Below are 21,177 nucleotides of genomic sequence, written 5' to 3' on the forward strand. Positions count from 1 at the left end.
CCTATAAACAAAAATCCCGAAAATTGAAATTTTCGGGATTTTTTTATTTTAACAATTCCTTTGCCATTTCGGCTTCATAAATTCTTCGTCTTAAATCGCTGGAAGAAAAACGATGGTCTCTTTTATTATAAAAAATTTCAATTCCTTTCTCTTCACAATATTTTTTTCCTGTAAAGTCTCTATCCAGATAGTCATCACCAATGATTCTTACATCAATCACGAAAGATTTCAGAATATCTTCCAGATCTTGTTCTGTGTAATACGGGATAATTTCATCTACTGCATCTACTGCTTTCAGCTGAATATATCTTTCTACAATAGTCTGAGTAGGTTTATTTTTATTCGGACGGTCATGTGAAGGGTCTATCTGAAGACCTACAATAAGGTAATCGCAAACAGTTTTTGCTTCTTCTAGCATCTTGATATGACCTGCATGCAGCAAATCAAATGAGGAAAAAGTAATTCCTATTCTTTGTGTTTTCATAAATAGCTATTTTTTAAGGTTTCAATTTGAGGAATTTTTCATCAATAATATAAATTTCCTCATTCTTATTTTAATATTAATTATTTCTTGACTGCAAATATTTCTGCCATTCCCACACTGTCCTCAAAGCATGTTCCAAAGAGGTTTCTGATTTCCATTTTAACTCTTTTTCTGCTTTATCTGCGTTGGCGTAAGCGATTGTAATATCTCCTTCTCTCCTATCGCAAATCTGGTAAGGAACTGAAACATCGTTTGCTTTTTCAAAAGCGTGTACAACTTCCAGCACAGATGAACCCTTTCCGGTTCCCAAATTGAAAACATCAACAACTGTTTCATCAGATTTTTTATTCATCAGATTCTTCAGTGCTGCAACGTGAGCTTTTGCAAGATCCACTACATAAATATAATCTCTGATCGCTGTTCCGTCTTCAGTAGGATAATCATTTCCCCAAACACTTAGTGTTTCACGAATTCCGGCTGCCGTCTGCATTACATAAGGAACCAGATTATTGGGAATTCCAATCGGTAATTCTCCCAACAAAGCCGATGGATGAGCACCAATCGGATTAAAGTATCTTAAAAGACATATCTTTTTCTGGTAACCCACTGCAAAGTCTTTAAGAATCTCTTCTCCCATCTGTTTTGTTTTGCCATAAACACTTTCCGGCATTTTAAGCGGAGTATTTTCATCAATTGGCATAACATCCGCTTGTCCGTAAACCGTGCATGATGAACTGAAGATAAAGTTAGAAATATTTCTTGATTTAAATTCCTGAAGAATATTAATCAGCGAAAATAAATTATTTTCATAATAATCAATTGGTTTTTCCTGGCTCTCTCCTACTGCTTTAAAAGCAGCAAAATTGATGCATCCGTCAATCTGATGGGCTTCAAAAACCTGAGTAAGAAGTTCTTTTCTTTTTAAATCAAAAGGATAAAAAACAGGTTTTTTACCTGTAATTTCTTCTATATTATGTAAAATAAATTTTTCTGAATTGGATAAATCATCTACGATTATCACTTCAAAATTGTTATTGATGAGTTCTACAACGGTGTGAGAACCGATATATCCGAGTCCGCCTGTGACGAGTATTGCCATTTTTTTGCTTATGTTTTTTATTTTAATTGATGCCAATTGTATCTATTTCATTGGTCGAATTTTTCTTTTTCTTATTAACATTTAAATAAACGATATACAAGATGATGAAGACGCATACAAATAAATTAAAAGTAATTAATAAATTAAAATACGCGTTATTTTCATAATTTTTAAGTAAAGTGAACTGAGCATATAAAATCAAAGCACCAATTAATCCAGCAAAAATATTAAGTATAAGTTTTGTTATTTTAGCTTGATAGTAAAGCAATAAAGTACAAATTAAATTAGCTGCAACATAAAAAGAGAATTTACCAATAGTTAATAAACGATCTTCATTGTAGTGATTGTCCATTGAGGAGCCATAACTTTTTAAAACATATGTAAGAAACAATGCATAAATTACGACAAGTAAGAAATGGAATCCTAAAAATAATTTATATTTTCGTCCGCTTAAAAAAAAATCTTTTCTCATTTGTCGTTATTCCATAAACTCTAAGACCGCGTCCGTAATATACTTCAGCTGCTCTTCATCCAATTCTGTATGCATCGGAAGCGAAATTACCTGATCCAGAAGCTTATCTGTATTTACAAAATCAGCATCATTACTTTCCTGATAATACGCTTTTTGCTTTCTTAAAGCCACAGGATAATAGATCATTGCAGGAATTTCTTTTTCAGTTAAAAATTTCTGCAGTTCATTTCGTTTTCCATTCAGGATTCTCAAAGTATATTGATGAAATACGTGGGTTGAGTATTCGGCTCTTTTGGGAGTCAGAATATTTTCATTCCCTGCGAAAGCTTCATCATAAAAATCTGCCGCTTTTCTTCTTGCATCATTGTAAGTATCCAAATGGGGAAGTTTTTTTCTCAAAATCGCAGCCTGAACACTATCTAATCGGGAATTTACTCCAACTTCATCATGATAATATCTTTCATACATCCCATGATTGACAATTCCTCTTAATCTATGAGCCAAATCATCGTTATTCGTGAAAATTGCACCTCCATCTCCGTAACATCCTAAATTTTTAGAAGGAAAAAAAGAAGTTGTTCCTACAGTAGACATGGTTCCCGCTTTTTTTACCGTTCCGTCTGAAAAAGTAAATTCTGAGCCAATTGCCTGTGCATTATCTTCAATTACAAAAAGATTATTTTCTTCTGCAATTCTCAAAACTTCTTCCATATTGGCGCACTGCCCGAAAAGATGTACAGGAATAATGGCTTTTGTTCTAGGAGTAATAGCTTTTTTAATAGCCTCAGTCGAGATGGTAAAAGTATCGTAATCTACATCCACTAAAACCGATTTAAGCTTTAATAAATGAATCACTTCAACCGTGGCGGCAAAAGTAAAATCTGAAGTAATTATTTCGTCACCTTCCTTCAGATCAAGAGCCATCAAAGCAATCTGCAAAGCATCTGTTCCGTTGGCACAAGGAATTACGTGTTTTACATCCAGATAAGTTTCCAGTTCGTTTTGAAAAAGCTTTACTTCAGGTCCGTTGATAAAAGCAGCAGAATCCATCACATTAAGAACCGCATTATCTACATCATTTTTTATTTTGTAATACTGACTTTGTAAGTCAACCATCTGAATTTTCTTCATATTCTTATAATTTTTTTGAAAATGCCGCCCAATTTCAGTTTAAAATGTGTGCGGGTTTATCAATAAATATTTGTGTAAAAATAAGGAATTTAAAATCCTGTCAAAAATTTTATTGATTTTGTTTTATCTTTATGCAAAATTATAAGATGAAAAAGTTTTTATTCTTTTGTTTTTTAGCGGGTTACTCCACTTTATTCGCACAATCAGAATTGGTGTTTGTCTACTTTACAGGAAAACCGAACAAAGCTGCGTTTTATGCCAATCCTCTTTCTGAGCTTACTCAAAAATCACTGGACAGGAGAACTGCACTGGGAATTCCGCTTAATGACCAGGATGCTCCTATTGAGCAATCTTATATACAAAATTTACAAAACCTGGGATTCACTATTACCGATTATTCAAAATGGCTGAATGGTGTTGCCGTTAATGCCAATCAGGCTCAGGTAAATATTATAAAAGCTCAGCCTTTCGTGCAATCTGTTGAAAGTTTTGCTAAAAATTCTTCATTAATTTTAAAAACTCAGACAACCAATAAATGGTCTGAGTTTGAAGCCCAACAAAAAAAATTAACGGTTTTCGGGTATGGCGCAGGTTCCGAACAGATTGATCAGATTAATCTCAGACCTCTTCATCTTGCAGGATATACAGGAACAGGAATTACCATTGCCGTTATTGATACCGGATTCCCTACCGTTGATACCGGCTCGGCATTTTCAAGATTATGGACTCAAAATAAAATTAAAGGAGGCTATGATTTTGTAGCGAAAAACAATGATATTTATAATCCTTCTCTCAATTATCACGGAACAATTGTTTTAGGAACAATTGGCGGATATATTACGGATTCGTTTGTGGGTTCTGCTCCTGATGCTGATTTTTATCTTTATAGAAGTGAAAATGCAGCTGTTGAGATTCCTGAAGAAGAATTATACTGGATTGAAGCTGCTGAAGAAGCCGATAGAAAGGGGGTAGATATTATTACAACTTCTCTGGGTTACAATATTTTTGATGACCCAAAATACAATTATACGTACGCTCATCTAAACGGATCAACATCTTTCATTGCAAGAGGAAGCGAAATTGCAGTCAATAAAGGGATTTTTGTTTTATTTGCAGCAGGCAATTCTGGTCAGAACTCGTGGCATTATCTTACAACACCGGCAGATAACACCAAGGTTTTTACTATCGGAGCGGTAGATTCAGCAGGAAATTCTTCAGGATTTTCTTCTTACGGACCGAATTCTCTCGGAGCTGTAAAACCTGATGCAAGTGCAAGAGGAACCAATACGGTAACAGTTAACAATAATACTGTGACCACTTCTACCGGAACTTCTCTCTCAACTCCTGTTGCTGCAGGCGGTGTTGCTTGTCTTATACAGGCATTTCCTGCCATGAACAGAGACTTGATGAGAACTAAACTGCGGCAGACCGCTTCTCTTTATCCTGCCCACACTGATCAGATGGGATATGGAATTTTAAATTTCGGCAATTTTTACAATTCTACACTCAACACTTCTGAACTTGTACAGCAAAATAAAATTGCCATTTTTCCAAACCCTGTAAAAACCATTCTGAACATTGCAACAGCAGAAGATGTAATTGCAGCTGAAGTCTATGATAATTTGGGAAGATTTATTATAAAATCTGATCAAAAATCAATTCAGATGGAAGACTTTGCAAAAGGAATCTATTACCTTAAAATTAAAACTAAAAATAATGTTTATTATGAAAAGTTTATCAAAGAATAATTTCTCAAAGCAATTAGCGATGCTTATTTAATCTGATGAATAGTCTTAGTTTTTAATCTTTGTTTGTTCGTTACTGCTTAGCAGAGAACAGAAGTTTTTTCAGGTATGATAAATTGTCGAAAGTAAGTTGTAGTTGAATTTTAATTCAAATCAAAAATAGTTTTATTTGAATGGTTTTCTTTGGATCCACTCAGTTTTTGGATTGAGTGACGAAAAAATTTTATCCATGAAAAGATTGACAGCTTTATTATGATGTTGTATTAATCCGAAAATTTCAACAGGTTCTGCACCAATGGTAGATTTTATTTCCAAAGCTGTTCTCCCAAAGATGATTCTGTCAAAACGGTTTTCAATTCCAAATTCTACCATATCAAAAAGCATATTCAGATAAATCTGTTTCTCTTTCTGAATTTCTTTATCATATCCAAGAAAATAGGTATCAATATCTTCATTATTAATGATCAAGGTATAAAAACCGATCAGCTTTTCATCTAAAAAATAACCAAAAACCCTGAATTGTTGATCTAAATAGAATTTCATCGTTTCAAAATGATTTTCGCAAAGAAAAAATGTATTGAAGGGTACATTTTCGGCTACGTTATGATACAAAGAGTTCATATCATGCTGATATTTTTTTATCTGTTGAAAACTCAATTCAAATTTCTGAATGCCATCCAGCTTTTTTTTAGCAGATTTAAATCTTGCTCTGTATTTTTTAGAAAAATCCTGAGAATAGTTTTCTATAGTCTTCCATTCTTCCCTGATCTTTAAAATCATATTGGGCTGAACAGAAAATCTGTAATATTTTTCAAATTTTTTTGTTTCAAAATGCTTTAAAAAACCTCTCTGGTAATCTTTAAAAATAACAAGAGATGGCTTATCAAATAGCTGTTGAAACGTAGCTACAGATTCACGTAATAACAGCATTGATTTTTCTGATGAGATTTTTGAAGAATTAAAATAAAATCCGTTTTGCCCGGTAAGCATATTATTTCCAAGAATCAATAAATCTCTAATAAACTTTTTTGTAATAAAATTTCTGATGCTGCACAAAATTTCATTTTTCTGAAAAGACTGATGTTCTGTAAAGCTTAAATACTGAATCAAAGCTCCTCCTATCAATTGATTGTCATCAAAAAAACCGGTAAAAGCACATTTCATATTCTCCGGTTTGGATTCTTCTAATGCATAAAAATAGGATTTGGACAACATAATGTTATATTGCCCGATAACAAAATCCCAGTCATCCGGAAATTCTGAAACAGATTTAAAAATTTTAAAATGATAAGCCATACAAAAAGACTGCAAATCTAGTTTTTAAATTGCAATCTCTTTATTTTTGAGTTACCCAATTAAAACCATCAATTGCATACCAACCGCAGATGATTCCGCCCATTAAGGTAATAGTTAAAGTCCAATAACCGGTATTAATCAAAATATATTTCCAAGATTTTCTCTCGAACATTGCATTAATTGCAAGCATTGGCAAAACAAACATAATTCCTGTCATAAATGAATGAAGCGCGCCATGTCCGAATGATCTGAAAGCTGTTCCGTAATCATTCATAAATACGATGTAAGATGGTTTTGCAAGAGCTTCGTCACCTCCAATCATCCCCAAAGCTCCGAATTGATGAATCGTCACAAACTGAAGAAACATCCCAATCATTAAAGATAAAATAACTGAGAGAATAAATATAACTCCCATATTGCTGCTTTTTATTTTCTCTTGGGTCAATCCGGATTCTTTCATCCATGCATTTCCGAAAAATTTGGGGTTATACCAGATAAATCCTGTTATTAAAGGAATAAAAGCCGCAAAAAGTATTGCCAGAAAATTAATTTGTACCATCGCTTAAGTTTTTAGTTAGTGTTCAAATTTACATTAAAAATCAATCTTACCAACACTATTGTTATGTATTATGGCTGAAAACTTGCTTACACATAATTTAAAATGAGCTTTAAATTACAGGATGGATTATGTATTGATATTGACCTTTGCAGGAATTGCAGTATTTTTGATGGTTTGGATGCCAAAATTATCTCAGTATACAGGAATTTCATATTCTGTATTTTATGTGTTATTTGGATACATCATTTATTTACTTTTTCCACAACATTTACCCAATCCGATTCCTGCAGATAATCTGGATTTTACCCTGCATCTTTCTGAGCTCATTGTCATTATTTCTTTAATGGGTACAGGATTAAAAATTGATCAGAAATTTTCTTTCAAAAACTGGTCGTCTCCACTGAAGCTGGTCTTTATCACGCTGATATTATGTGTTACTGCTGTATTTTTTTTAGGACACTATATATTAGGACTGAGTTTGGCTTCTGCGGTTTTACTGGGAGCTGTTCTTGCTCCTACAGATCCTGTTTTGGCTTCTGATGTGCAAGTAGGACCTCCTAACGAAAAATATACAAGTAAAACCAAATTTATTCTTACAGCAGAAGCCGGAATAAATGATGGGGTAGCATTTCCATTTTCATGGCTTGCGATAGTGATCGGATTTTCAATGTCGGGACAGAATGTTAGCTTTTTAAAATGGTTTACTTATGACGTAATTTACCGTATCGCTGTAGGAGTCTTCCTTGGATTTATAACCGGAAAGATTTTAGGATATATTGTATTTGCTGCTTCAAAAAAGCACAGCTTTCTAAAAACCAGTGACGGACTTCTTGCTTTAGCGACAACACTTTTGGTTTATGGATGTACAGAACTCATCTATGGATATGGCTTTATTGCAGTCTTTGTATGTGCGATTACCTTTCGTCACTACGAAAAAAAACATGAATATCATGAGGAGCTTCACTCATTTACTGATCAGATAGAAAGACTTTTGCTTTGTATTTTGCTTATTCTTCTTGGAGGTAGCGTAGCCATGGGGAGTTTAGAAAATATAACATGGCAGACATTGGCATTCGCTCTTATATTTTTACTGATCATAAGACCATTTTTCGGCTGGTTAGCACTCAGAAAAAGCTCACTTAATTTTAGGGATCAACTTATAGTCGGTTTTTTCGGAATCAGGGGAATGGGTTCTGTATTTTATCTTTCTTTTGCTTTTACTAAATTTGATTTTGAAAATAAAAATGAACTGTGGACATTGGTTTTGTTTACCATTCTTCTTTCAATTGCTATACACGGATTTACAGCAAACAAAGCGATGAAAAAGGCAGATTAGTCTTTATTTTCCATATTTAATATTGATTTCTTTTAAGGTTAATTGGCATAATTAAGCTTATGTTTAAACAATAATCATCAAAAGTAAATGATTTTTGTTGTGGGGCAGATTTTTATATTTTGTACTTTTGTGCCACAAAATTTGTATATCTGATGAATTACGTTGCTGCTGAGAATCTTACCAAATCGTACGGAATAAAAACTTTATTTAAAAACATTAGTTTTAATATTAATGAAGGGGATAAAATTGCCATTGTAGCCAAAAACGGCAGCGGAAAATCTACTCTTCTGAAAATTCTGATGGGTAAAGAAATCGCCGACAGCGGAACTGTGATTATCAACAAAGATATTCAGGTAGTTTTATTCGATCAGGAAATAGATTTCGATTCTCAGCTCACCATTGATGAGTATATGATGACGCTGGATTCTGAACCGATTCAGGCATTGAAAAACTACCATCAATCTCTAAATTCTACAGATACCGATTTTATAGAAAATGCCTTAGCTGAAATGGAAGTGCATAAAGCATGGGATTTGGAAAATGAAATGAAACAGATTCTTTCTCAGCTTAAAATTACAGACCTGAATGCCAAAATGGGAAATCTTTCGGGTGGGCAGATTAAACGTGTGGCTTTAGCCAAACTTTTAACAGAGACCAGAGCTGAACACCGCCATACTCTATTGATCATGGATGAGCCAACCAATCACCTGGACGTAGAAATGGTAGAATGGCTGGAAAACTATCTGAACAAGGCAAAAATAACATTACTTCTTGTTACCCACGACCGTTATTTTCTCGACAGTGTATGTGATACCATCTGGGAAATGGAAGATCAGAATTTATATGTTCATAACGGTGCTTATGCAACCTATCTTGAGAATAAAATGATTCGGGAAGATAACCTCAATGCTACCATTGATAAAGCAAACAATTTATACAGAAAAGAACTGGAATGGATGAGAAGACAGCCAAAAGCCAGAACGACCAAGTCAAAATCCCGAATTGATTCTTTCTACGAAACAGAAAAAGTAGCTAAAACCGACACCAGAAAACAAGGTTTAGAACTTGATTTTGAAATGAAAAGATTAGGAAACAAAATCTTAGAACTCAAAAATATTGATAAAAGTTTTGGAGATAAAGTATTGCTAAAAGACTTCAGTTATTCTTTCCAGAGAGGTGAAAAAGTAGGTATTGTAGGAAAAAACGGAGCCGGAAAATCTACCTTACTCAATATTATCCAAGGATTTGAAAAAGCCAATAAAGGAGAAATTGAAACAGGAGAAACCATTCATTTTGGGTATTTTTCACAAAAAGGTTTTCAGTATAAAGAAGATGAAAGAGTGATAGACTTCATCAGAGAAGTAGCAGAACATTATCCTTTAGCCAATGGAAAAAGCCTTTCTGCATCACAGTTTTTAAGATTATTCTTATTTGATGACCAAACGCAGTACTCTCCTATTTCCAAACTTTCAGGTGGGGAAAAAAGACGACTGCATTTGATGTATATTTTATATCAGAATCCCAATTTTTTAATTTTTGACGAACCTACCAATGATCTTGATCTTCCTACTTTAACGGTATTAGAAAACTTTCTACAGCAATTTCAGGGGTCACTGATTATCGTTTCCCATGACCGCTATTTTATGGATAGAATCGTAGATCATATTCTGGCATTTGAAGGTAACGGAAAAATCAAAGACTTTACAGGAAACTTTTCTGAATACAGAGAAAGTAAAAAAACAGAATCGGTGAACCAAAAAGCTGAAGATAAAGATAAAACTGAAACTCCTGAAAAGAAACTTACTGCAGCCAGTACTTTGGTGACGACAAAAAAGAAACTTTCTTTCAAAGAACAGCGCGAACTGGAAACCATTGAAAAAGAAATACCTGATTTTGAAAAAAACAGAGCCGAGATATTAGAAAAACTTAATAACGAAGCCGATTACGAAAAAATAGCAAGTTTATCTGCAGCCCTCGAAGCTGTGTCAGAAAAGCTTGAAAATCACGAAATGAGATGGCTTGAACTTCAGGAGATTTTAGGAGAAGCATAATTGAGAGAGAAAGTTTGACTGTCTAAAACAATAAAAATTTTAGAGCAAAAAAATTTATTATCAATTTTTCGGGATAAATATAAGTCTCTTACGCTGCTCTAAAACCTTATAAATAAACCACTTTTTCTTGTTTGGCACTTTCCATTGCGGCTTCAATAATTTTCATATTCTGAATAATTTCTTCGGCAGGTGACGGAAGCGGATATCCAAAAACAATATGTTCGTAAATCTCCTGATAATAATTCATATAATTTCCGGGTTCACTAAAAGTCAGAATTCTTTCGGTTTTTTGATTTTCATTAATAAAATTCAGAATTCCATCGTATTGTTCTAAAGGCTGTGTCCATTCTTTTCCGTAAACCGGAGTGGCACCTGCAACCAGTTCGTTTTCCTGATTATCACTTCGTTCCTGCAAAAAACTGCCTTTAGATCCGTGAAAACTATAAGCATAGTGGGCTTCCTTAGAAAATGTACTTGATTTTAATCTTACAATAAAGTGATTTTTATAATAGAGTAAAATTTCAAAATAATCATTGGCAAAACCTTCTCCTTTCATAGAGAAAACATCAGCAAAAACCTTGTCAGGAAATCCAAAAAGTAAAGTTGCCTGATCTATAAGATGTGCTCCTAAATCATGAAGTGTTCCTGATCCTTTATGTAGCGGGCTTTCTTTATGTTCTTTACCTCCGGCTTCAGTTCTGAATCTGTCGAAACGAATTTCTGCTTCCTTTAATTCTCCAAGTTTTCCGCCAGAAATAATTTCTTTTACTTTTAGAAAATCTCTGTCAAATCTTCTGTTTTGATAAACACTTAAAAACAAGCCTTTTTCCTGTGATAGCCTGAAAAGCTCTTCAGCTTCGGCAGCATCTACAGTAAAAGGTTTTTCAACAATAACATTTTTTCCTGATTCTAAAGCTTTTTTTACAAAATCAAAATGAGTCTGAACGGGAGTATTTACGATAACCAGATCAATATCTGCATGATTCAGCATCTCTTCTACCGAACGGTAAATAGTTGCGTCGGGATATTTTTCTTTGGATTGTTCTTTACTTCTTTCAACAATCGCTGAAATAAAAAATCCCGGATGTTCCTTCAAAAACGGAGCATGAAAAACTTTTCCACTCATTCCAAATGCACAAAGCCCGGCTTTTACCAATTGCATAATCTAATTTTTAACAAAGATATTTATAATTCCCCTTAAATCCTGATAAAAACAGGAAACATCGTCTTTCTAAATAATCAATTAATGACAAATATCATTTTATAGTTTTTATTAATTCTAAATAATGATTTACATTTGCGCATTATTTAAAACTACTCTAAATAACAATAAAACGAACATGAAAAAGCAGCTTGCAACAATAGGATTAATATTCGCAGCCATTTCTTTGGATGCGCAGCTGAAATATATTGAAAATGATACTCTCAGAATTCAAACTATTGAAGATGTAAATCTTCATAAAACAGGAAACCCCAACAAGGCGAGACCATTATCTACAAAGTCTAATCTCACGATGATGGAAACTCCTCAGCCAATTTCTATCGTAACTCATGAAATTATTGAGCAACAGCAGGCAAAGCAGCTGAGTGACGTTCTTCAGAATGTAAATGGTATTTATGTAACTTCCTCAAGAGGAAATTCACAGGACAGCTTTGGAGGAAGAGGTTTTATTTTAGGAAATGACAATATTTTCAAGAATGGTTCCAGAGTCAACAGCGGCATTTTTCCTGAAGTAACAGGTCTGGAAAGAGTGGAAGTCCTAAAAGGTGCTAATGCAATGTTGTACGGAAATACCGCAGCAGGTGGTGTTATCAATATGATTACCAAAAAACCGAGATTTAATTTCGGAGGAAGTGTGGGAATGAATGCAGGAAGCTGGAATTCTTATAAGCCGATGGTCGATATTTATGGTCCGCTTTCAAAAAATATTGCCTTCAGAGTTAATGGTACTTATGAGTATGCAGAAAGTTTCAGAGATGTAGTACAATCGGAAAAATATTATTTTAATCCTTCGTTTCTTTTTAATTTAAGTGACAAATCGCAGTTAATTATTGAAGCAGATTATCTCAAGAACGATTTCACTCCGGATTTTGGCATCGGAACCATTACGGAACGTGACGGATATACTTTTAAGCTAAATAATCTCCTTCCGAGAAATGCATTTTTAGGAACAGACTGGCAATTTCAAAATGTGGAACAGGCTACTACCAATGTAACCTTCAACCACCAACTCAATGAAAAATGGACTTTAAATGCTACAGCTTCTTACCAGAATTATACAAAAGATTATTTTTCTACAGAAAGAATTCAGTGGGGGTATGTAAGTGACAGACTGACATGGAAAAGACCGTTGAACAGAACATATAACGAACAAAACTATACTTCTGCACAGATTAATCTGAATGGAGAGTTTAATACCGGAAAAATTAACCATAAAGTATTATTCGGAACTGATGCAGATTATGGTACAGCTGATGCTTATAGCTATTACAATCCTTCCAACAGACGTGCGTACGGAACAAGTTATCTTTACGGAACCGATGGAAATAGCAATGGTCTGCTTTATCTTGACGATCCTGAATCATGGGTAGCCGGAAGTATGCCTGATTCAGAAAAACTGAAAAAAACAAGAATCAATACTAGAAGAATTGGTGTTTACGCTCAGGATTTTGTGAGCCTTACCAAAGAACTCAAAGTAATTGCCGGATTACGATGGTCATATATTGAAAATATGCCCACCATTAGCACCGAATTCAAAACAGAAAAAAATGGTCTGATAGATATTGACTCTAAAGCCGTTAAAAAGCTTGTAGATAATTCTGCTTCTTCAGATTATGCACTATCCCCGAAACTAGGCTTTGTATATATGCCTAATGATAATTTTTCAGCATTTGCAACATATACCAATTCATTTGCTGCCAATGTTGGTAAACTAAGAAATGATGAAGCTCTTACTCCAACTAATATTGATCAATATGAGGTGGGTGTCAAAAAAAATCTTTGGAATAACGCTTTAGCAGTTAACCTGACGGTATATCAGATTTTATATAGAAATTATTATCAGAATGCATTAGATGACAATGGGAATCCGATAGATCCTACAGGACTTACAAAAGATTTTGCAGGAAAAATGAGAAGCCGTGGTGTTGAATTGGATATTACAGGAAATCCTAATGAGAATTTGTCCATTATTGGTGGTTTTTCATACAATAATTCTATTTATCTGGATACTCCGGAAATGTTTGGATATGTTGAAAATCAAAGACTGGTAAGAACTCCTGCTACAACGGCAAATGCGTCTGTATTTTATAAATTCACAAAACTTGTTCCGGGATTAAAATTAGGAGCCGGAATATATTACATTGGTAACAGGCTTGCAGGCTGGAATGATACGAAAACCGGTAACAACAGCTTACAAAAAAGAAACGGAATCAGCAGAGTTTTCGAATTGAGAGATTATACTACCGCATCATTATCAGCCGCTTATGAATGGAGAAAATTCATGATTCAGGCAAGAGTAGGTAATCTTTTTGATACTGTAAACTATAATGTTCACGAAAATTATTCGGTAAACCCGATTGCACCAAGAAATTATTATTTCACATTAACTTATAAACTTTAAGCTTAACAAAATACATCATTAGAAAAAGTGGGAACTGCATTTTTGCAGTTTCCACTTTTAAGATTTAAAATAAAAACAACATATATGGATAAGATCAAAGACACAAGAAGTTTCATGAGAGTTACACACCGATATTTAGGGTATTTTATGGCAGGAATTATGACAATATATGCTGTAAGTGGTGTTCTTCTCATCTACAGAGACACTGATTTTCTGAAAAAAGAAAAAAAATATGACAAAATCATTGAAAAAAATCTTGATGAAAAAGCTCTTGGAAAAGAACTTAAAATAAAGAATCTTGAGGTTCAAAAAACAGAAGGAACCGTTCTCAAATTTAAACAGGGAACTTATAACATTGTAACCGGACAGGCAAAATATACAAAAAAAGAGCTCCCTTTTGTTTTAGATAAAATGACAAAGCTTCACAAAGCTCAATCTAAAGACAGACTTTCACCTTTAAATGCATTTTTCGGCATTTGTCTTTTTTTCTTTGTGATATCCAGCTTTTGGATGTTTAACCCAAAAAGTAAAGCGTTCAGACGAGGAGTCAAATTTACGGTTGCCGGAATTATTGCTGCTGCAATTTTATTGTTAATTTAAATTATCATATCATAAAAAATACCTTCAATTATTATATAAATTTATTATGCCAGAATCAATATTTTATGCTGAAAAGCTTTAAAACAAGAGGGTTTGGCACATTAATTGCGTTTCATGATTTATTCAAAATAGTAAACATTAATTATTAAAATTATAAATTATGAAAAAACTAATTCTTACAGGAATATTAGCCGTTGCAGGATTAGCTACAACAGCCAATGCACAAATTCAAAGAGGTAACTGGATGGTTGGAAGTAGCTTGATTTCAAGTAATTTCGGACTCAATACAGGAGGTGGATATAATATTCAGATTCAGCCAAGAGGAGCATATTTTATTGAAGACAATGTTGCTGTCGGTGGATATGTAGACCTAGGTTTTAATAAAGTAACCAATGGCAGCCCTACAGAATTCATTTATGGAGTTGGTGGTTTAGGTAGATATTATCTTTCACCAGGCGAAAAAGGAGTTGATAACTTATTAAATCACGGTCGTTGGTTCTTCGAAGCTAATGCAGGTTTAGGAGGTCGTAGTGTAGAAAACGGAAACTCTACAACAGGTTTCGACTTTGGTGTAGGTCCTGGTTATTCTTACTTTATTACTCCGAACATCGGTTTAGAAGGTTTGGTAAAATACAGAGGACAAACAGGTTTTGGTAGTGAAGGTTTGAACTCTAACATTTCTTTCAATGTTGGTTTCAGTATCTTTATCCCGACATCAAAAGCTAAGCAGATCGCAAATGATGCTCAGTAATATTAAATAAACTATTACAAAATAAACACAGTCAAAAGCGGTTCGGAAATTTCCGAATCGCTTTTTTCAATTAAAACTAAACTATATAATAAATAAAAAACCAATGACTATTTATTGGGTTGAGGTGTATATCTCAAATACGGTCTGATTTCTTTCACTCCTTTTGGATAAAGTTTTTCGGCATCAGCAGTAGAAACAGCAGGCGGAATAATTACATCATCACCATCTGTCCAGTTAACAGGAGTTGCCACTTTATATGAATCTACCAATTGCAACGAATCTAAAACACGGTTAATTTCATTGAAATTTCTTCCTGTTGAAGCCGGATAAGTAATAATAAGCCTTACTTTTTTTTCTGGATCAATAATTAAAAGAGAACGAACTGTAGCCGTAGCCGATGCATTCGGATGAATGAAATCATACAGTTCAGAAATTTTTCGATCTTTATCTGCTATAATAGGAAACTGCACTTGTGTATTCTGAGTGTCATTAATGTCTTCAATCCATTTTATGTGATCTTCTACTCCATCTACACTTAATGCGATAACTTTCGTATTCTTTTTTTCAAATTCAGACTGAAGTTTTGAAGTAAAGCCAAGCTCTGTAGTACAGACAGGCGTAAAATCTGCCGGATGAGAAAACAAAATTCCCCATGAATCTCCTAAGTATTCGTAAAAATCAATGGTACCCAAGCTGGATTCTGCGCTAAAGTCCGGTGCTGTATCTCCTAATTTTATTGACATAATATTTTGTTTTTATTAGTCTACAAATTTAATAGACTTTTTGTAACCGACAAAATAATTCAAAGAATATTTTATATTTTTGCTAAAAAATAAGGTATGGATACAACCAGTCGCAGCTATTATGATATGATCTATCGGGTATTGGAAAATTGGTATGTGAAATTTGCACAGTTTACACCAAAGTTAATAGTTGGGATAGTTGTATTTTCATTTTTCGTGATGTTTAGTAAATACCTGAGCAAAACTGCAGTAAATGTTATGCACAGAATTTTCCCCAATAGTAAAAAGGAAGACTCTGTTGTAACTATCATCGGAATTTTTAGGTTTATCATCATGCTTCTGGGAACTTTTATAGCCCTTGAAATCATGGGATTCAGCAGTTTATTGTGGAAGTTCATCGGGAGCTTGGGAGTTGCAGGAATTATTGCCGGAGTTGCTTTAAAAGATCTTGTATCAAGCATGTTTTCAGGAATGCTCATTGGTATAGATAAAGCGTTTAAAACAGGGGACTATATCACAATAGGAAATTATTCCGGAACGGTGCAGGATATTGGTTTTCTAACCACAAAAATCATTACCGACGACGGCAAAAAAGCATATATTCCGAATCAGGTTATTTTCAATGCTCCTTTTTATAATATTTCCGCATCTCCTCAAAGAAGGATTATATTAGACTTCGAGATTCCTGCAGATGAAGATATTCACAAAGCACAAAATAGCATTTTAGAAGTAATCAGAAATCTACCTTATGCAGACCGTCCCGAAACAGCAGAAGTTAATTTTACCAATTACAAACAGGGAAATTTTACTTTACAGGTGAAATTTTGGCTCGCGATCGGCGCCAATATGATTCAAGTGAGAAGTAATGCTTTATCACAGATAAAAACAAAATTAGACGAAATTAAAATTCCTTTGGTAACTCCTACAAGCATTAATATCGTGGGTGATCCGTTGACAAATGATCAATAATTTTATCTCATTCAAAACCTTGTCAAAACAAAAAAGTTTATTGAAACAATTTCAATAAACTTTTTTAATATGAATATCTGATCTTTAATTAAATAATTCCACTTCCTCACCTTTTCCTACCGGATATTCTTCTGTAAAACATCCGAAACAGTGATTGGCAGAGCCTAAAATTTCTTTTAAATTTTCAACACTCAAAAATTCTAAAGAATCAACTCCCAGATATTTTCTCAGCTCTTCGGTAGTCATATTGGCAGAAATCAGATCATCTTTTGAAGGAGTATCAATGCCTAAATAGCAAGGGGCAATAATCGGCGGAGAAACACTTCTGAAGTGAATTTCTTTTACTCCTGCTTCTTTCAGAATTTTAACCAATCTCTTAGAAGTAGTTCCACGAACTATTGAATCGTCAATGATCACTACTCTTTTACCTTTGATTTCAGAAATAATAGGATTCAGTTTCAGGTTTACTACCCTTTCTCTCATTTCCTGAGTCGGTACGATGAAACTTCTTCCGATGTATCTGTTTTTAATTAAAACAGGACGGAAAGGAATTCCTGAAGCCTTAGAAAAACCAATTGCAGCTGGAACTCCCGAATCAGGAACTCCAATCACTACATCTGCTTCCACAGGAGCCTGATGCCAAATTTTCTCACCGGATTTTTCTCTGATTTCGTAAACATTGATGTTTTCTAATGTAGAATCGGGTCTTGCAAAGTAAATATATTCAAACGAACAGATTCTTTGTTTTCCTTTTTCTTCATTCACCATATAAGAATTTAGTTTTCCAGGTTCGTTTTCATTGGTATAAATGATTTCTCCCGGTAAAATATCTCTTACATATTGAGCGCCCACAGCGTCTAAAGCTACAGATTCTGAAGCTACAACGTATGTTTTTTCGTCAACTGCTCCCAAAACCAAAGGTCTGATTCCGTTGAAATCTCTGAATGCAAAGAATTTGTTTCTTGTCATTCCGACAACAGAATATGCTCCTTCAATTTTTTCCATCGTTGCTTTGATCGCTCCACGAAGTCCAAGATCAAGATTTTTCTGAATTAATCTTAAAATAACCTCAGAATCTGAAGTTGCTCTGAAGACAACACCTTCAGCTTCCAATTCTGTTTTTAATTCTCTCGCATTGGTTAAGTTACCATTATGAGCGATCGAAAGTATAATCTGATCATATTCGTTTTTGGCGAAAAATGGCTGAAAATTATATTTCTTTTTGTCTCCTGCCGTCGTGTAACGAGTGTGACCGATGGCAGAATTTCCCATAAAAGTTTCAGGATCTGCGATCTCTTTATAAACATCCAAAACCAAACCTTCATCTTTCATGTTGGTGATTTTTCCTTCTTTCAGAACGGAAATACCACAAGCTTCCTGCCCTCTGTGCTGTAGAGCAAAAAGCCCGAATTGTGAAAGAGAAAACGTATCCAGATCATTATCAGAATACATTCCGAAGATACCACACTCCTCATTCGGAGCGTCGAATCTTTCTTCTTCCTGCGTTCTGAAAAGATTTCTTCCGTAGGTTTGAGTTTCAAATTGTTTTAAATATTCACTTTTATGAATGTCTAAACTTTTCATTTTTATTTTTTCTAAATTAGAAGTTAGATATTAGATGTTAGAAATTAGTCTAAGTTAACTTCAATTATAATTTTTAAACTTGTCTTTAATGAATAAATCATTTTCTGTATCTCAGCTAAAAGTGCTTTTAAAGGAACTATCTTAGTTTCAGAAATAAAATTTAAATCTATTAATAATTGTAATTGAGTCTGTAATTCATAAGTAGACCCAAATGCAATCCCAAGAAATTGATAAAATTCATTTTTACTATTTCTCCCTGCTCCTTCTGCAATATTTGAAGGTATTGAAACTGCACATCTTCTGATTTGAGAAAGTAAGCCAAACCTTTCATCATTTGGCAAATCGGCAGTAACCAGATAAACTTCTTTTACTAAAGTCATTGATTTACTCCAAACTTTCAAATCTTCAATTCGGTGCGATTTCATACTAAATTCTAATATCTAACCTCTAACTTCTCAAACTTTACTTATTAAGTAAAGTTTTCAATCTGTTGTAGATCTCAACGTAAGCTTCGGTAACTTCACCAAGATCTCTTCTGAATCTGTCTTTATCCAGCTTCTTCATGGTATCTTTGTCCCAAAGTCTGCAAGTATCAGGAGAAATTTCGTCAGCGAGAATGATTTCACCATCAGCCGTTTTTCCTAATTCGATTTTAAAATCAACTAAGATGATGTTCATTTTGTCGAAAAGATCAATCAGGATTTCGTTGATGTCTGAAGTCAATTCATACATTTCATCAAGCTCCTCATACGTTGCAGCGCCTAAGAAAACAGCATGATGATCGTTGATGAGCGGATCTCCCAATTCGTCTTTTTTGTAGCAGATATCGAAGATGGTAACCGGAGATTTAATTCCTTCTTCTACTCCTAATCTTTGAGCCATGCTTCCCGCAGAATAGTTTCTTACCACCATTTCCAAAGGAATGATAGATACTTTTCTTACCAACTGCTCTCTTTCGTTCAGTTGTTTAATGAAATGAGTCCTAATCCCTTTTTCATTCAGGTATTCAAAAATAAGAGTGGTGATTGCGTTGTTCATCTCTCCTTTCAAATCAACAGACCCTCTTTTCTGAGCATTAAATGCGGTAGCATCGTCTTTGAAACGTACTACTACTTCATTAGGATTATCGGTAGCAAAAACCTGTTTTGCTTTGCCTTCGTACAACATTTCTTTCTTTTCCATTTCTAAAATTACTTTTTATTAGATTGATATATTTATTTAATTAAAATTCCTGTTAAAACTGCTATTCCGAAACTTAAAAGAGTTCCGATGAGAACATATTCGGTCAGTTTTCTCTGTTTTGCCTGAGCCAGATCACTGAATCTGAATACAGATTTTGCAGCGATCATAAAACCTACTCCTTCCCAATGATTAACAACAATAAAGGTAAAAATCAGTAACCGTTCTAAAATTCCTATATATTTACCTGCATCTGACAAAGAGTCGGTTTCTACATTGTCTTCAGTTTCCGTTACCGGAGTCCAGGATGACAATAATGTTTTGATAAAAATAGAAGCCGGTACCGTTAAAAATAACACTGCCATGACTATTTTTAAAAATTCCTGATTTTTAATAAAACCGAAATCAAATTCTTTAAAATAAAAGGAAATCCCTGCAATCACCGCAATATGCAAAAACTGATCAACAAAAAACCATATCTTTTTGGTTTGAATATTCTGAAAACTTAATTTGCACAAGTCAATAATGAGATGGGTAATTCCTACCAAAATGGCAATCCACCAAAGTTTACTGTTCCAAAGGAAAATAAAGCTTAATATGGTGTGAATCAGAATATGTAGGTATAAATACTTACTTTTCAGTTTTTTATTTTCTTTCTCTGCAACCCATGAATTTGGCTGAAGAATAAAGTCTCCAAGTAAATGTGCCAATATGAGCTGAACAAAAATCATCTTACAGTTCTGAAATTTTCTTTTTAAAATATTGATTGGTTTCTATGATGAGTTCGTAATTGGCACGCTTCAGCCTTTGACTTACAGAAGACTGAGAGATATTGAACTTTTTAGCTAAATCTTCCTGCGTGCTGTTGGGATTCATAATCAATTCGTGAACAATTTCTGAAGTAGCCATTGTCCAGTTATCAAAATCTTTTGATGCCCATTTTAGTAAAATATTCAGGTCACGGTCAACACCCTCATTAGAAGTTTTTATAGAAACAGTATGCCCGTCACTTTTCAGGTCATTTAATAATCTTCCGGAATTTACGTATGCAGATCCGTTGGATTCTGTAATTTTTTCAGAAGAAAAATTTTCGTGTCCGATGCCAATGGCAATTCTCACATCTAAATTTTCCTGGCTTTTGATTAATGATTTTATGGCTAAGAAATACCAGAAAACGTCATCTATACTGCATTTTAGCTGAAACTCATCACCTCTGTAAATTTCCCATGTCTGTGGTGTGCTTCCCCAGCTTTCGAGAAGGTTTTTAAGTCTGGTAATCCATACTTCTGTCGCAGACTGTTGCGAGTTGATAATATCTCCGGTGATGACGGCAATCATTCTGCAAATATAATCATAATTACTTATAAATAAAAAATATAAGTTTAAAAGCTAATAATAATATTTTATGATGCTATTTGCTTATATTTTTTATTTGTAAAATGTAAATTTTAACATTCAGTTTATATACTTTCTCAATATTTATCTCTACATTTACTATATAAAACAAATCAAATGTATCTAAATTTTGCTTTTTTCGGTTCCGAAATTGCAATTA

20 protein-coding genes are annotated in these 21,177 nt (G+C 33.8%); 7 read left to right on the plus strand and 13 right to left on the minus strand.

The window, feature by feature from the left end:
• Positions 1–43: 43 nt before the first annotated feature.
• The 4 genes from FOL89_RS10695 to FOL89_RS10710 all read right to left on the minus strand — a co-directional run bounded on the left by FOL89_RS10695 (position 44) and on the right by FOL89_RS10710 (position 3,186).
• Positions 44–484: an adenylyltransferase/cytidyltransferase family protein gene (locus FOL89_RS10695; RefSeq protein WP_144282789.1), complete on the minus strand. Its 441-nt coding sequence runs from the start codon at positions 482–484 to the stop codon at positions 44–46.
• Between the two features lie 76 nt (positions 485–560).
• Positions 561–1,583 (minus strand): UDP-glucose 4-epimerase GalE, encoded by a 1,023-nt coding sequence (gene galE, locus FOL89_RS10700; protein ID WP_144282790.1) that lies wholly within the window; start codon positions 1,581–1,583, stop codon positions 561–563.
• A 22-nt stretch (positions 1,584–1,605) separates the two neighbouring features.
• Positions 1,606–2,055 carry a hypothetical protein gene (locus FOL89_RS10705; RefSeq protein ID WP_144282791.1) on the minus strand — a complete coding sequence of 150 codons (450 nt, stop codon included), beginning with the start codon at positions 2,053–2,055 and terminating at the stop codon, positions 1,606–1,608.
• A gap of 6 nt (positions 2,056–2,061) precedes the next feature.
• Entirely contained in the window at positions 2,062–3,186 is a 1,125-nt protein-coding gene (locus FOL89_RS10710) for a DegT/DnrJ/EryC1/StrS family aminotransferase (protein WP_144282792.1), read from the minus strand.
• Positions 3,187–3,332: 146 nt separating this feature from the next.
• Here FOL89_RS10710 and FOL89_RS10715 point away from each other — a divergent pair, with 146 nt between their 5' ends.
• A complete protein-coding gene (locus FOL89_RS10715; RefSeq protein WP_144282793.1) occupies positions 3,333–4,934 on the plus strand; it encodes a S8 family peptidase in 1,602 nt (533 codons plus the stop codon).
• A gap of 162 nt (positions 4,935–5,096) precedes the next feature.
• Here the strand turns inward: FOL89_RS10715 and FOL89_RS10720 are convergent, their stop codons facing one another.
• Both FOL89_RS10720 and FOL89_RS10725 read right to left on the minus strand, forming a co-directional pair.
• Positions 5,097–6,227, minus strand: coding sequence for an 8-amino-7-oxononanoate synthase (locus FOL89_RS10720; protein WP_144282794.1), 1,131 nt, complete (start codon positions 6,225–6,227; stop codon positions 5,097–5,099).
• A gap of 40 nt (positions 6,228–6,267) precedes the next feature.
• Positions 6,268–6,786 carry a DUF1761 domain-containing protein gene (locus FOL89_RS10725; protein WP_144282795.1) on the minus strand — a complete coding sequence of 173 codons (519 nt, stop codon included), beginning with the start codon at positions 6,784–6,786 and terminating at the stop codon, positions 6,268–6,270.
• A 121-nt stretch (positions 6,787–6,907) separates the two neighbouring features.
• Here FOL89_RS10725 and FOL89_RS10730 point away from each other — a divergent pair, with 121 nt between their 5' ends.
• The gene (locus tag FOL89_RS10730; protein WP_144282796.1) at positions 6,908–8,122 is read left to right on the plus strand and encodes a cation:proton antiporter; all 1,215 of its coding nucleotides are present in this window, start codon (positions 6,908–6,910) and stop codon (positions 8,120–8,122) included.
• Positions 8,123–8,274: 152 nt separating this feature from the next.
• Positions 8,275–10,173, plus strand: a complete 1,899-nt coding sequence (locus FOL89_RS10735) for an ABC-F family ATP-binding cassette domain-containing protein (RefSeq protein ID WP_144282797.1) — start codon at positions 8,275–8,277, stop codon at positions 10,171–10,173.
• A 106-nt stretch (positions 10,174–10,279) separates the two neighbouring features.
• Here the strand turns inward: FOL89_RS10735 and FOL89_RS10740 are convergent, their stop codons facing one another.
• Entirely contained in the window at positions 10,280–11,335 is a 1,056-nt protein-coding gene (locus FOL89_RS10740) for a Gfo/Idh/MocA family oxidoreductase (protein WP_144282798.1), read from the minus strand.
• Between the two features lie 178 nt (positions 11,336–11,513).
• Between FOL89_RS10740 and FOL89_RS10745 the strand changes: the two genes are divergently transcribed.
• The 3 genes from FOL89_RS10745 (at position 11,514) to FOL89_RS10755 (ending at position 15,147) form a co-directional block, all read left to right on the plus strand.
• Entirely contained in the window at positions 11,514–13,796 is a 2,283-nt protein-coding gene (locus FOL89_RS10745) for a TonB-dependent siderophore receptor (protein ID WP_144282799.1), read from the plus strand.
• Between the two features lie 84 nt (positions 13,797–13,880).
• Positions 13,881–14,396, plus strand: a complete 516-nt coding sequence (locus FOL89_RS10750; protein ID WP_144282800.1) for a hypothetical protein — start codon at positions 13,881–13,883, stop codon at positions 14,394–14,396.
• A gap of 160 nt (positions 14,397–14,556) precedes the next feature.
• Positions 14,557–15,147 carry a porin family protein gene (locus tag FOL89_RS10755; protein WP_144282801.1) on the plus strand — a complete coding sequence of 197 codons (591 nt, stop codon included), beginning with the start codon at positions 14,557–14,559 and terminating at the stop codon, positions 15,145–15,147.
• 107 nt (positions 15,148–15,254) lie between these two features.
• Here FOL89_RS10755 and FOL89_RS10760 read toward each other — a convergent pair whose 3' ends face one another.
• Positions 15,255–15,890: a peroxiredoxin gene (locus tag FOL89_RS10760; RefSeq protein WP_144282802.1), complete on the minus strand. Its 636-nt coding sequence runs from the start codon at positions 15,888–15,890 to the stop codon at positions 15,255–15,257.
• Between the two features lie 96 nt (positions 15,891–15,986).
• On the opposite strand from FOL89_RS10760, the gene FOL89_RS10765 reads away from it, so the two are divergent.
• Positions 15,987–16,859 (plus strand): mechanosensitive ion channel family protein, encoded by an 873-nt coding sequence (locus FOL89_RS10765; protein ID WP_144282803.1) that lies wholly within the window; start codon positions 15,987–15,989, stop codon positions 16,857–16,859.
• Positions 16,860–16,943: 84 nt separating this feature from the next.
• On the opposite strand, the gene purF is transcribed toward FOL89_RS10765, so the two are convergent.
• The 5 genes from purF to FOL89_RS10790 are packed head-to-tail and all read right to left on the minus strand — an operon-like array spanning position 16,944 to position 20,960.
• Positions 16,944–18,443, minus strand: coding sequence for an amidophosphoribosyltransferase (purF, locus tag FOL89_RS10770; RefSeq protein ID WP_144282804.1), 1,500 nt, complete (start codon positions 18,441–18,443; stop codon positions 16,944–16,946).
• Positions 18,444–18,487: 44 nt separating this feature from the next.
• A complete protein-coding gene (locus tag FOL89_RS10775) occupies positions 18,488–18,868 on the minus strand; it encodes a four helix bundle protein (protein ID WP_144282805.1) in 381 nt (126 codons plus the stop codon).
• 37 nt (positions 18,869–18,905) lie between these two features.
• Positions 18,906–19,625: a phosphoribosylaminoimidazolesuccinocarboxamide synthase gene (purC, locus tag FOL89_RS10780; protein ID WP_144282806.1), complete on the minus strand. Its 720-nt coding sequence runs from the start codon at positions 19,623–19,625 to the stop codon at positions 18,906–18,908.
• A 32-nt stretch (positions 19,626–19,657) separates the two neighbouring features.
• Positions 19,658–20,353, minus strand: coding sequence for a DUF3307 domain-containing protein (locus FOL89_RS10785; RefSeq protein ID WP_144282807.1), 696 nt, complete (start codon positions 20,351–20,353; stop codon positions 19,658–19,660).
• Position 20,354: 1 nt separating this feature from the next.
• Positions 20,355–20,960 carry a SatD family protein gene (locus FOL89_RS10790; protein WP_144282808.1) on the minus strand — a complete coding sequence of 202 codons (606 nt, stop codon included), beginning with the start codon at positions 20,958–20,960 and terminating at the stop codon, positions 20,355–20,357.
• Positions 20,961–21,177: the final 217 nt, after the last annotated feature.

This window comes from Chryseobacterium echinoideorum, assembly GCF_007474535.1.
GTDB lineage: Bacteria > Bacteroidota > Bacteroidia > Flavobacteriales > Weeksellaceae > Chryseobacterium > Chryseobacterium echinoideorum.

Bases quoted from the DNA above. Each gene is read 5' to 3' on its own strand.
- FOL89_RS10695 (WP_144282789.1), bottom strand. From the start codon at position 484: ATGAAAACACAAAGAATAGGAATTACTTTTTCCTCATTTGATTTGCTG.
- galE (WP_144282790.1), bottom strand. From the start codon at position 1,583: ATGGCAATACTCGTCACAGGCGGACTCGGATATATCGGTTCTCACACC.
- FOL89_RS10705 (WP_144282791.1), bottom strand. From the start codon at position 2,055: ATGAGAAAAGATTTTTTTTTAAGCGGACGAAAATATAAATTATTTTTA.
- FOL89_RS10710 (WP_144282792.1), bottom strand. From the start codon at position 3,186: ATGAAGAAAATTCAGATGGTTGACTTACAAAGTCAGTATTACAAAATA.
- FOL89_RS10715 (WP_144282793.1), top strand. From the start codon at position 3,333: ATGAAAAAGTTTTTATTCTTTTGTTTTTTAGCGGGTTACTCCACTTTA.
- FOL89_RS10720 (WP_144282794.1), bottom strand. From the start codon at position 6,227: ATGGCTTATCATTTTAAAATTTTTAAATCTGTTTCAGAATTTCCGGAT.
- FOL89_RS10725 (WP_144282795.1), bottom strand. From the start codon at position 6,786: ATGGTACAAATTAATTTTCTGGCAATACTTTTTGCGGCTTTTATTCCT.
- FOL89_RS10730 (WP_144282796.1), top strand. From the start codon at position 6,908: ATGGATTATGTATTGATATTGACCTTTGCAGGAATTGCAGTATTTTTG.
- FOL89_RS10735 (WP_144282797.1), top strand. From the start codon at position 8,275: ATGAATTACGTTGCTGCTGAGAATCTTACCAAATCGTACGGAATAAAA.
- FOL89_RS10740 (WP_144282798.1), bottom strand. From the start codon at position 11,335: ATGCAATTGGTAAAAGCCGGGCTTTGTGCATTTGGAATGAGTGGAAAA.
- FOL89_RS10745 (WP_144282799.1), top strand. From the start codon at position 11,514: ATGAAAAAGCAGCTTGCAACAATAGGATTAATATTCGCAGCCATTTCT.
- FOL89_RS10750 (WP_144282800.1), top strand. From the start codon at position 13,881: ATGGATAAGATCAAAGACACAAGAAGTTTCATGAGAGTTACACACCGA.
- FOL89_RS10755 (WP_144282801.1), top strand. From the start codon at position 14,557: ATGAAAAAACTAATTCTTACAGGAATATTAGCCGTTGCAGGATTAGCT.
- FOL89_RS10760 (WP_144282802.1), bottom strand. From the start codon at position 15,890: ATGTCAATAAAATTAGGAGATACAGCACCGGACTTTAGCGCAGAATCC.
- FOL89_RS10765 (WP_144282803.1), top strand. From the start codon at position 15,987: ATGGATACAACCAGTCGCAGCTATTATGATATGATCTATCGGGTATTG.
- purF (WP_144282804.1), bottom strand. From the start codon at position 18,443: ATGAAAAGTTTAGACATTCATAAAAGTGAATATTTAAAACAATTTGAA.
- FOL89_RS10775 (WP_144282805.1), bottom strand. From the start codon at position 18,868: ATGAAATCGCACCGAATTGAAGATTTGAAAGTTTGGAGTAAATCAATG.
- purC (WP_144282806.1), bottom strand. From the start codon at position 19,625: ATGGAAAAGAAAGAAATGTTGTACGAAGGCAAAGCAAAACAGGTTTTT.
- FOL89_RS10785 (WP_144282807.1), bottom strand. From the start codon at position 20,353: ATGATTTTTGTTCAGCTCATATTGGCACATTTACTTGGAGACTTTATT.
- FOL89_RS10790 (WP_144282808.1), bottom strand. From the start codon at position 20,960: ATGATTGCCGTCATCACCGGAGATATTATCAACTCGCAACAGTCTGCG.